The organism is Dysgonomonas sp. GY75, assembly GCF_015234155.1.
GTDB classification, from domain to species: domain Bacteria; phylum Bacteroidota; class Bacteroidia; order Bacteroidales; family Dysgonomonadaceae; genus Dysgonomonas; species Dysgonomonas gadei.
The window spans coordinates 1-11,980 of the sequence record NZ_JADCLQ010000014.1; the positions used below are offsets into that span (position 1 = coordinate 1).

Annotated in this window: 7 protein-coding genes; 5 read left to right on the plus strand and 2 right to left on the minus strand. The window is 45.1% G+C overall.

The genetic code is table 11. The features are described 5' to 3' along the window. Positions 1-358 (minus strand): hypothetical protein (locus IR083_RS09045; protein WP_194224046.1); only part of this gene is annotated, 358 nt, incomplete at its 3' end. 385 nt (positions 359-743) lie between these two features. Between IR083_RS09045 and IR083_RS09050 the strand changes: the two genes are divergently transcribed. Then, complete coding sequence (locus IR083_RS09050; RefSeq protein ID WP_194224047.1) at positions 744-1,664, plus strand: helix-turn-helix domain-containing protein; 921 nt, start codon at positions 744-746, stop codon at positions 1,662-1,664. Positions 1,665-1,970: 306 nt separating this feature from the next. On the opposite strand, the gene IR083_RS09055 is transcribed toward IR083_RS09050, so the two are convergent. Further along, the gene (locus IR083_RS09055; protein ID WP_194224048.1) at positions 1,971-3,311 is read right to left on the minus strand and encodes a site-specific integrase; all 1,341 of its coding nucleotides are present in this window, start codon (positions 3,309-3,311) and stop codon (positions 1,971-1,973) included. Between the two features lie 825 nt (positions 3,312-4,136). Here IR083_RS09055 and IR083_RS09060 point away from each other — a divergent pair. From IR083_RS09060 to IR083_RS09075, 4 genes are all read left to right on the plus strand, one after another. After that, a complete protein-coding gene (locus IR083_RS09060; protein ID WP_194224049.1) occupies positions 4,137-5,573 on the plus strand; it encodes a DUF4099 domain-containing protein in 1,437 nt (478 codons plus the stop codon). 92 nt (positions 5,574-5,665) lie between these two features. Continuing rightward, complete coding sequence (gene topB, locus IR083_RS09065) at positions 5,666-7,759, plus strand: type IA DNA topoisomerase (protein ID WP_194224050.1); 2,094 nt, start codon at positions 5,666-5,668, stop codon at positions 7,757-7,759. Positions 7,760-8,005: 246 nt separating this feature from the next. Continuing rightward, entirely contained in the window at positions 8,006-8,446 is a 441-nt protein-coding gene (locus IR083_RS09070) for a DUF1896 family protein (protein WP_194224051.1), read from the plus strand. Next, positions 8,433-11,756 (plus strand): N-6 DNA methylase, encoded by a 3,324-nt coding sequence (locus IR083_RS09075; RefSeq protein WP_194224052.1) that lies wholly within the window; start codon positions 8,433-8,435, stop codon positions 11,754-11,756. The genes IR083_RS09070 and IR083_RS09075 overlap by 14 nt, the downstream gene beginning before the upstream one ends. Positions 11,757-11,980: the final 224 nt, after the last annotated feature.

The following is an 11,980-nucleotide window of genomic DNA, read 5'->3' on the forward strand; positions in this document are numbered from 1 at the left end:
TAAAGTATTGTATATATTTATTTTTTATACACCCGGCAGCTTCCCCGCGGCACGTCAATGTCCGTCCTGCCGTCCACTCCCCTCCGGCCCGGCGGTGAATCCGGCTCCGGCCATCCCCGCAGAAGGGAGATAAAGGAGATGACGGCAAGGCGGCCATCAGGAATAATAATGTGCGTCTTGTAGTTAATGTCCAAGTTTGGAAAGCTTGGGTAGTATTGTTCACGTATGTGCGCAGGGATAAACCGCTTCCGGTACGAAAGAAAACCCGGCTCAAAGGCCGGTCAGCCCTGCGTCTTCCGCTTCCGGGAAATAGTGGTCCCCGCATATCCGTCTGTATCGTTTTTGTTAAACTTTTCATCTGTTGCCTTATTGCCTCTTGTTACTGTGTTCTGCGAATCAACCCCTCCTGAATGAACCAAAGGATGATCGACTGCCTCCCGTTTCCGGATCGTTCGAACCTATACGATCCATCCGTTAAATTATCTGACACTTACCAAGTGCCGGATAAGGCTTTGAAAGGAATTTTAACGCATTAGATATTAACACATTAACTTATATAAAATAAAAATTAAAGCAGGCTTATGATACAAATTGTTAAACATGCGGGCCTCCACCGGAAGGAAAACGGGGAGGCGCGCACCTGATAACTTATTGGCAACCAATCGTTTCTTAGGATTGAAACTGGCTTTACACAGCAAAAGCATCATTAAACATAGATTAAACATGCTCAAAACCAATTGAATATGGAATTATTACACCTTAACGAACACATTTCCTGCCGGACTTGCCTGAACTGCGACAAAGGCGCAAACCCGTCCATTGAAATGAAAGAAGCCGGCAAAGGCATCCTGCTTACTGAGCAGTCCGTGCAGCATATCATTATCTTCCTGCTCGAGGGGGAGGTCACCTACTCCTTCGGGATGTACAACAACCGCAGGATGCGCAGCGGACAGGCGCTTTACCTGCCCGCGGACTATAACCTGAGTTACAGGGCCGAAGCTGGGGCCCGCCTCCTGTTCATACGCCTCGACTGCAAGCTGCAGTTCTGCGACGGCTACAGACTGGAGGACCTGGTAAATTGGACGTTGGAAATGCAGGCGCCTTTGGATATGGGAACGGATTCCCCTTACCTGCTGGAATTGAACGGGGCGCTGAAAAGCTATGCGGATATGCTGGTGTACTGTATATCAAAGGAGCTGTGCTGCAGGTATTATAATGAGATGAAGATAAATGAGCTGCTCTACCTGTTCGGGGAGTTTTATCCGCAAAGGGAGCTCGGGTTGTTTTTCAGCGAAGCCCTTAGCCGCGACGCGGGATTCTCTCATTATGTGATGAACAATTACCACAAATACCACTCCCTTTCCGAACTGGCCGTTTCCATGGATATGTCCCTGTCAGGCCTGGAGAAGCGTTTCAGGAAGGTGTTCAATACCTCCGGATACAAATGGATGAACGACCATAAGGCAAAAAAGATATACCATGCCCTCTGCGCGGGGGACAAGTCGCTAAACGAGTTGCGAGCCGAATTCGGCTTCGCATCAAAGGCTTCTTTCAACCGCTACTGTAAGCAGCATCTGGGCGATCCTCCGGGTGCGATCAGGCACTTGAACCGCGCCGGTTATGAAATAGGTAATACAAGTAGAAAAATGGGTAACTATATCTGACCCAAATTTGATGAAATAACGTTTACTTTTGCATATGTTTATATGCGTTAAACAAACAGGTTCCGGCACTTGGTAAGTGTCAGGTGTTCAGACTAAACAGTAAAATTAACGCAAAATGTTCAGTTTTGTGTGATCCGGCTCCAAATTAGCCCCTCTTTTCCGCTTTTCAGTTAAAATATGATTGCAAATATAAAATAAATATTTTATATTCAGGTAGAAACAAAAAAAAATCTGCCGCTATATAAATACAGCAGTCAGTTATTTGTTAAGATGCATAGCTTTTGTTTGTCAAGGCTAAGAAACCTGTCAGCCCTGCAAAGGGGCGAAGCCGCCGGTAACGGCCGGCGGGGCTGACAGGGCCAGTGCGATCTGCTCGTTGGCACGGTCCAGGGTCGAGCGGTCGAAGGAGGCCAGGTAGGTATAGGTCATCTTCTCCGAGGAGTGGCCAAGCCCCTCGCTGATAACCCACAGCGGCAGGTTCTGTTTCTTGCCGGTGGTAGCCCAGCTGTGGCGAGAGACATGGGTCGATAACTTCCCTCCGATACCCGCTAAAGCGGACAGCTTTTTCAGGCGTTTATTCTGCAGGCGAAGGCCGTTCTCGTATTGCAGGCGCGCGGGCCTGCACGCATCCCGGATGATGGGGAAAAGGTAGGGGCTGTGGCGGACCTCGCCGCTGAAGCTGTCGATCAGACGCTGTAAGGACGGGGTGAGCGTCACCTCGATCTTCTGGCCGGTCTTTTTGCGGTAGTAGCTGATCACGCCCTGGCGGATATTTTCCTTGCGCAGGTAAGCCATATCGACAAAGCTCATCCCACGGGCATGGAAACAAAAGAAAAAGTAGCGCCACGAGGTATAAAGGCCGCTGTCTACAGCTTTACCCTCCTGCGGGACTTCTTTGGGCTGCTTACCCGTATTTACGGGAGCCAGGCTCTGCTGTTCCAGCAAAGTGGAAAAATCAAGGCTGTTCAGCGCGCGGAGGCTATCGATATCCAACGCCCTTTTGCGGGTTTGCTGGAAGCCAGTGAATACATTTTCAAAAGGATTATCACGTTTGGGCTCGGTCACTTTCTCTTTAACCGCCTTCCAGTAGATAGCGCGCAGCACGCGCATATAGTAGGAGATCGTATTCATCGCCTTGCCCCGCTCCTTCAGGTAGGTCTCGAACTCTTTCATCATACAGGCGTTGATATGGCTTAAGGGGAGATCATGCCCCTTATTGAAGCGGATAAGCCCGCGGCTGACGGTGCGGTAAGCACGCGCGGTACGCTCCTGACCGCTACGAAGCAACTGACGGGCCTGCAGGTCGGCGAAGCCGTAAAGGCCGGCCGGGCTATGGCCGCAACGGTAGTTATGCAGGATGTCATCAACCGTATAACGCCCCGCTTTCTCCAGCCGACAGGCTATTTCTGCGAACTCCTGATGATAATTCTTCAGCATGTCGGCGGCCTTGCTTAAATACGGGTAACGCTCCGCGCTGTGACCGGGCAGCCGGATTTGTTGGGACTCTCCATCCCATTCATGGGGGTGAAGGCTGATGGGTACGGTCAGTACCTTGACCCTGCGTGAATGGATGATACGCACGCAAAGGCTACCGCAATGGGAGCTCCCACGGGAGGAATGCCGTAAGATGAATTTGAATGTCGCCATAATTGGTTAGTATTTGTTTTTATCGACACGAGTCTGTTTGTATTTTATAGCAATAATTTTTCATATCTGTTTTTAGATAGATGTTTTTCTTGTAGATTCAGCAGGCCGAATCAACAGGAAAAAGATTAAAATAAGCTAAAAAGAGCATAAAAAAGTTGCCAGAAATTATTTGCCGGAACCTCTAATACTATTTTCTCTATAATTTAAACAGGCTCTTTATCGTTATCAGTACAAATGTAAAAACACCTGTCAAACTTTCAATAAAATAACTATCCGAAAATAACGAATAAAGGCCAGATATAACATTTACCGGAAAAAAGCTATCTGTAATCAGTTGAAAACGATTATACCAAGACGCTCCCCGGCTAATGAAAACGTAAAAAAACAGTCCCCCCACCGAGAGCTTCGGTTTGATAACCCGTTGCTTATATATCCGGATATTACCGCCAGATACAGTAAACAAAGTACTGCGGCGATCGGATATAAAATACTATCTCTATAAAAAACGCGTCACCCTCAGTAACCGGGTTAAGCCAAGAGGAAAAAGTGAAAAAGATGCCCAAAAGAGCCAAATAGAGGATGACAAAGATGAAAATAGTTACTATAAAAATAGAATCGATAAATTTAAACAGGCTCTTATATTTTACAAAAGTATATCCAAACAGTAGTTGTCCTCGCTAGACCGTTGCTTTTCATTAGTACAAAGCCAAACTATTCCATTTCAACGCCACTCACTACCAGCTAATTACTATGTAAAACAAAGACATTCTTATCTGCCTATTTTCGTCCTGCATTCGTATTGATGCAATAATTAAACGACTGATTATGGACGAAAAATTAAAAAACAAAGAAACGCTTTTGGTCGTCAATAAAAGTGACGGCAACAAAGTAAAAGCAGTAAAAGGAGTGGACGACACAGGTAATCTTGATGCCGTTGATGCAAAAGAAGCCAATCAAGGGCAATTTATCCAGATTGATGAGAAAGCAGGTGTTTTGGAGAATTTTTTTTCTAACTTGAAGAGGGAATTCCAAGACCCGACCCATTTCAATTTCTTCCGCTCCCCGATTGAAAAAATCGAAAACATCGCTTCCGCCTTAAAGGAAATGTTTAAAGATGAAGATGGTAATTCCGTCTTTTTATCCCAAAGCCGTGTCAATCCGGAGGATTTTAACAAACAACAAAAGACACAGGACCAGTCTCAGGAGTATAAGCCTGTAGATGAAAGCCGTATCAATTGGAGGCAATTGGAGGAACTCGGCGTTACCCGCGAAATGCTGGAAGCACAGGGAAACCTCAAAGCTATGCTCAACTGGCATAAATCACCGAATCTGATACAAGTAAACCCCACTTTCGAAGGGATTGCATTTCAGGTACAGGCACGATTGTCCTTTGATGAAAATCCCGACGGCAGTATCCGGTTGAAAGCAGACAGCTACCAACCTGCCCCGACTTTGGATATACCTTTTCATGGAGCCACATTGACGGAAGAAGACAAAAAGAATCTGCTTGAAACATCCAATGCCGGAAGAATCATTGAGCTTACAGGAGACAAAGGGGAGAAAATACCCTCTTTCGTATCTCTTGATAAAGTAACAAACCGTCTGGAAGCAATGCCTGTAGCCAATGTAGCATTTAAGGATACACTCAAAGAAGCCCCCCTTTCCTCTGAACAATTACAGTCATTGTATGAAGGAAAGAAAACTTTAGTCGAAGGCATGACATCAAAGAATGGCAAACCTTTCGATGGCTATGTCCAATTCAATGCGGCAAAAGGCTCTCTTGACTTCTCTTATGACGGATTGGACCGGAATAAATACAAGCAGGAAAACCAACAATCCCAAAATCAGGAGCCGCAGCAGAAAGTCCGTATTCCTACAAAATTGTTAGGAGTAGATCTGGATGATAAACAACAAACCTCGCTTGGCGAAGGAAAAGCCATATATGTTCAGGGCATGATGAAAGACGGACAGGATCAGCCTTTCAATGCTTATGTAAAGGTAAATGAAGAAAAAGGCAAACTCGACTTTTTCAAATGGAATCCCGATAAAGCCAAATCTCAGGGAGCCGAGGTAAAACCTGCCGAAGCAAATAAGACACAAGTTGCCGTCAATTCAGAAGGTAAGACCAGCGAGAGCCTGAAAAATGTAAAAGATCCGATAAAGCAGGGCCAAAATTCACCGACAGAGAAACAGGCGGAAAAGCAAAAGGAAACGCAGCGTCCGGCCCGTACCGTCAAGAAAAGCGGTGGCGTGAAAATGTAGATCGTTCCGGTTATTTCATTTAACAGAATAATCCCCTGTTGTCGTAACTATTGTATAACAAAAGAGGCTGCGCCTCAAAATCCATAATAAACATGAAAGTAATCATAGCAGAAAAGCCATCGGTAGCCCGTGACATAGCGGCTATCGTTGGAGCAACCACCCGTAAGGACGGTTATCTGGAAGGTAATAACTATGCAGTAACCTGGGCATTCGGTCATCTGATCGGACTTGCCATGCCTGAAGAGTACGGTATCAAAGGTTTTCAAAAAGAGAACCTGCCCATCCTGCCGGAAGATTTTAAGCTGATCCCCCGCCAGATAAAAGAAGGGAAAGAATACAAACCCGATCCGGGAGCAATGAAGCAACTCAAAGTCATCCGTGAATTATTCGATAAGAGCCAGCGTATCATTGTCGCTACCGATGCGGGACGCGAAGGCGAGTTGATATTCAGGTATATCTATAATTATCTGTCATGCAGCAAGCCTTTCGACCGCCTTTGGATCAGTTCACTCACGGATCAGGCTATCCGTGGAGGGCTGGAGAACCTTCGCCCGGGTACGGAATACGATACACTTTATTTCTCCGCCAAAGCCCGTAGTCAGGCCGACTGGCTTGTGGGTATTAATGCCTCACAAGCTTTGTCCATATCAGCGGGATCAGGTGTCTGGTCTTTAGGGCGTGTCCAAACACCGACATTGGCAATGGTCTGTTCACGCTATCTTGAAAATAAAGATTTTGTGCCGAAGAAATACTGGCAGCACAAACTCAGCCTGTCAAAAGACGGTAATGTATTAACCCCTGTCTCCGAGGATAAATATAATGACCGTATAGATGCGGACAAGGTTACGCAAGATATATCACAAAACGGAATCGCAACTGTAAAATCCATAGAGAAGAAAACGGTAAAACAAGAACCACCGCTTCTCTATGACCTGACGGCTTTACAGAAGGAAGCCAACGGCAAACATTCTTTTTCCGCAGATAAGACCCTATCTATTGCACAAAAGCTATATGAAGGAAAACTGATAACCTATCCCCGTACCGGAAGCCGTTATCTTTCTGAAGATGTATTCGAGACTGTTCCCAAATTACTCTCCGGTTTCAGTGAACATCCTTTATATGGTGAATCCGTGAAACGATTGAACGACCTGAATAAACGAAGTGTCAACGATGCAAAAGTAACAGACCACCATGCCATCATTGTAACAGGAAATAAGCCGGGCAGCCTTCCAGGCGACGAGAAGCTGATCTTCGAAATGATCCTCTGCCGGATGCTGGAGGCTTTCTCTATCACCTGCATTAAAGAACAGACCTCTGTCCGTTTCGAGGTACAGGAAAAAATATTCTTAGTCAAAGGGGCCATCATCAATCAGGCAGGGTGGAGATCGGTCAGCGGAATAATGGCAGATGAGAACGAGAAGGAAGAAAACAGTACTTTGCCCCCTCTCAACGAAGGCGACCGGTGGAATATTGATTCGACCGATACGCTCGAAAAACAAACCAAGCCCCGCCCGTTACACACGGAGGCCAGTTTACTTTCGGTAATGGAGACCTGCGGAAAGGAACTTACGGATGAAGCCGAACGCGAAGCCCTGAAAGAATCCGGGATCGGAACACCCGCTACCCGTGCAGCTATCATTGAAACACTTTTTTCCCGAGAATATATCGTCCGAGATAAAAAATCCCTTATCCCGACCAACAAGGGATTAGTCGTTTATCTGGCAGTCAAAGACAAGAAAATAGCCGATGTAGCCATGACCGGATCATGGGAAAATGCTCTGAATAAAATCGCCATAGGAGGGATGAATGCCGCTGACTTCCATAAAGGGATTGAAGTTTATGCCGGACAAATCACATCCGAACTTTTAACGATGCATCTGGAACATAAAGACGATAAAGCCGGATATCCTTGCCCCAAATGTGGGAAAGAGAGTGTTATCTTATATCCAAAGGTCGCTAAATGTAAAAATGAAGATTGCGGCTATGTTATTTTCCGCAATAAAAGCGGCAAAGACCTGAGTGACAAAAATCTTATTGACCTGTTGACAAAAGGTAAAACCTCCCTGATCAAAGGGTTCAGGAGTAAAGCGGAAAAGATATTTGAGGCCTACCTGCGGCTGGATGATACACTAAAACCCGTATTTGAGTTTGACAATACAGGGAAGAAGAAGAGCGGAAAAAGATAAACCTCTGTTCATGTTATTGTTTGTTTTTTGCAAATAACATTATCTTTGCCACTAAGAATCATAGTCATTACGAAATTGTTTTTTGTTTTAACTATGGATTTTTAGTGGTGCACTCGGAGAGGGATCTCCGGGTGCTTTACATTTCAAACACTTCCCGTTCCCTCAAACTACAGGTATTCTCCTATATTTTTTGTAATCGTAAATTTTGCATAACCAGAGAGGCTATGCCTCAAAATCCATAAAGATATGAAACTAGAACAATCCCGGGGCTTGTCTTATTACAGATTGTCCCTTCTTTCCTTCCTAAAGGAATCACATCCCGAATTATTATCAGATTTTGATCTAATCACATCCCGGAGCAATTCTGCTGCCGAAGCCTATAGTGAAGCGATAAAGTCAGGACTTAGCCACATCTATGCAGAAGAGGTGGCTAATAATGTCCTTTATGAAGGCTTGCACTTCTCTCTACTCGATACATTAATAACTATCCAGTGGAATGAGTTTTCCACAGAGATTCCCGAAGGTCAGGCCAGGGAGTTCGCCCTGCTATTATTGCCACGCTGTTACGATCTCCGGGAAAAGTATGAGTTATCCGACGACTTTTTAAACTCTCCCGATTTTGAACTGCTCTATACTGAATTAACCGGTTTTGTCTCACTCTATATCGAAGAAAATGGCTTACAATAAGAAAGAACGCCTGAAAGCTAATATAGATGCGATCAAAACCGTGTTCATATTGGAAAAGGAAGGACGTCAGCCAACGAAAGAGGAGCAATCTTTATTGAAGCAATATGCAGGATTCGGGGGACTTAAATGTGTCCTGAATCCTGCAAACTCGCTGGCTGATACCGCGTATTGGGCAAAATCAGAACTGGATCTTTTTCCTTTAACTGCTGGCCTTCACCGTGTATTGAAAGAAAGTACAGCAAATGAGAATGAGTATAAACGCTATATAAACAGCATTAAAAATTCTGTGCTGACAGCGTTCTATACTCCACCCGATATTGTAAATACTTTGACTGAAACATTACGGGACAGCGGCATCACTCCGATGCGTGTACTCGATCCGTCGGCAGGAACAGGCGAATTCGTCCATTCCTTTTTTCAGGCAGCAGACCATCAAAATGAGTTGATCTGCTTTGAAAAGGATATTCTGACCGGAAAGATGCTGTCGGCGCTCACTCCCGCGCATAAGGTAAATATTGAAGGCTTTGAAACCATCGAAAGCCGTTATAATAACTATTTCGATATGGTATCAAGTAATATCCCATTCGGCGAGATGAATGTTTTCGATGCAGCCTTTATGAAGCAAGACCAACTTCATAGGGATTCTACCCGTGCCATACACAACTATTTCTTTATAAAAGGGGTTGAGTCGCTTCGGGAGGGGGGTATCCTTGCCTTTATCACGTCACAAGGAGTAATGAACTCTCCGAACAATACACCGGTACGTAAATGGTTGATGGAGAATACGAATCTGGTATCGGCTATCCGCCTGCCGAATAACCTGTTTACCGATTATGCAGGAACAGAAGTCGGCAGCGACCTGATTATATTGCAGAAAAATACAGGTAAAGATCCGAAACTAAGTTTCTGGGAGAATCTCTTTGTCGGCACAAGCCAATCCGAACTGACGGGCATCTATACGAATGATTACTTTTATAATAATGGAAGAGTAGTACATACCAAGGCATCCATCGGCACTGACCCATATGGTAAGCCTGCACAGGTTTTTGTCCATGAAGGCGGAGTTGAAGGGATGGCTGAAAGTATGCAAAAAATGCTGGAAAGCGATTTTAAAAGCTATCTGAATCTGGATTTATACAACAATCGTACTCTTACCCAAAAGCAAACGAAACCTCATACAGAAATATTATTCAATGAGGTGGTAAAAGAAGAGGTAAAAGAAAAGAATCCTGATCGTTCCTTACAGGAGAAAGCAGTTTATCCGGACGACCTTGACCCATTCTGGCAAGCTGTCGAAGATCGTTTCTTCCCCGAAGAAAAAGAATTTTGGAATAAGGAAGTGGAAACCGTCTCCAAAGAACAAGCTAGTGAAAGTGCTTTGAATGTAGAGAACCCACAACCTGCTACACAAGCACCTGTGATGAGTTTATATGATCTGTTCGGTTTTACCGAACAAGAACGTTCACAGGTGAAACCTGTTCGGGGAGGGAAGAAAAAAAATACACCACCCCAAGGAAAACCCGTACAACTTAGTATGTTTTCGTCCAATGGACAGTCTTCCGGTACCAACAAAGCAACTACATATCCTGTTACCGATGCACGTAAAGACGAACAGCAGGAAGCCTTGCGGCAGGAAGAAAAGAAACTTTCCTTTGAGCTTCGCCCTTTTATGGGTAAACTCAAAGAATACCATAAGCAAGGATCATTAGTCGAAGATCAGGGACAAATTGGCTACTTAAAGGAACGTTACCGGGACGGAGCCGAATTCCAGCCTCTGGACTTACCATTTGCCCAACGATCTAAAATCAGCCGTTATATGGAGGTCCGGGACTTTTACCATGAATTGTATAATCATGAGGCGAAACATCTGACGGTACATGAATCTCTGAGGGGTAATCTCAATCTTGTCTATGACAATTTTGTCCGTCGCTTCGGTAACCTGAACGACAAGAAAAATCTGGATGTCATCAAGATGGATGCGGGAGGAACTGAAATCCTTTCCCTTGAACGTGCTATCGACGGCAAACTACTAAAAGCCGACATCTTTCACGGGCCTGTCGCTTTCAATCCCAACGAACTGAAAGTTGCAGGGACTTCCGACGAAGCCCTGATCGCATCCTTGAATAAGTATGGAGAAGTTCGCTTAGATTATATGGAGTCCCTTATGACGGATAAAGGCAGGGAAGAGATGATTGCCGACCTGCATGGACGTATCTTTTTCAATCCGCTTATTCAGAACTATGAAGTACAAGATCGTTTTATAGCAGGGAATGTCGTAGAAAAAGCGGAAGCGATTGAAAGGTATTTACAGAATCATCCCGACGACCTTCCCGCACAGGAATCGCTGAAAGCCTTACAGGAAGCTACTCCCGAACCGATCAGGTATGAACAGCTTGACTTCAACTTCGGAGAACGATGGATTGATATGTCCCTTTATGAGGACTATATCAGTAAACTCTTCGAAGCAGATGTTACCATAGATTATTATGCTTCCCGTGACGATTTTACAGTAAAAGCGGACAAGAGTAACCTGATCATCAACGAAAAGTTTGCCGTACAGGGTGAAAGTAAGCTCTATACAGGTATGCACCTGTTAAAGCATGCTTTGCTGAATACAACTCCCAATATCACCAAGACAATTACTGTAAATGATCCGGAGACGGGAGAAGCCAGAGACGTCAAAGTACCGGACGGGCAGGCTATCCAAATGGCAAATACCAAGATCGATGAAATCCGTAACGGTTTTAGTGATTGGCTCGATCAGCAATCCCTCGAATTTAAGAACAATCTGGCAGAGAGGTATAACCGGAGATTCAATTGCTTTGTGCGTCCGCAGTACGACGGATCGCACCAGTCTTTTCCCGGTCTGGATTTAAAAGCACTCGGTATTCCCGATCTGTACCAGTCACAGAAGGATTGTGTCTGGATGATTAAGCAGAACGGCGGCGGGATCGCGGATCATCAGGTAGGGGCGGGCAAAACCCTTATCATGTGTTGCGCCGCAATGGAAATGAAACGTCTGGGGCAGGTAAACAAGCCGATGATTGTCGGGCTAAAGGCGAATGTACATGAAATTGCAGCGACGTTCAGGACTGCTTACCCCAACGCCAAAATACTGTATCCCGGAAAGGAAGATTTTACACCCAAAAAGCGGGTAAAGATCTTCAATGATATAAAGAATAACTCTTGGGATGCCGTTATCCTGACACACGACCAGTTTGGTAAGATACCGCAATCACCTGAAATGCAGCAACAGATATTCGAGGCGGAACTCGAATCTGTGGAAGGTGCGCCCGTCAAGGCAGCATAAGAAATATCCTTTGGCAAGGATTAGGTAAGTGTTCTTTGAAAATGACCTATCATCACCCGGCTTATCTGAAAGGGAAATTAACTGGACAGGGAGTGTAGCATGCCGGGACGACCATAAGTCAGCCAGTTATCAGGCTGCGACTGAATGGGTTGATGAAAAGACAGTTATGAGGATAAAATCTGGATTGATTGAACGATAATCTGAGCGGTATTTGGAATATCTAC

Excerpts from the sequence above, each read along its gene's own strand:
- IR083_RS09055 (WP_194224048.1), bottom strand. The coding sequence starts at position 3,311 with ATGGCGACATTCAAATTCATCTTACGGCATTCCTCCCGTGGGAGCTCC.
- IR083_RS09070 (WP_194224051.1), top strand. The coding sequence starts at position 8,006 with ATGAAACTAGAACAATCCCGGGGCTTGTCTTATTACAGATTGTCCCTT.
- IR083_RS09075 (WP_194224052.1), top strand. The coding sequence starts at position 8,433 with ATGGCTTACAATAAGAAAGAACGCCTGAAAGCTAATATAGATGCGATC.
- topB (WP_194224050.1), top strand. The coding sequence starts at position 5,666 with ATGAAAGTAATCATAGCAGAAAAGCCATCGGTAGCCCGTGACATAGCG.
- IR083_RS09060 (WP_194224049.1), top strand. The coding sequence starts at position 4,137 with ATGGACGAAAAATTAAAAAACAAAGAAACGCTTTTGGTCGTCAATAAA.
- IR083_RS09050 (WP_194224047.1), top strand. The coding sequence starts at position 744 with ATGGAATTATTACACCTTAACGAACACATTTCCTGCCGGACTTGCCTG.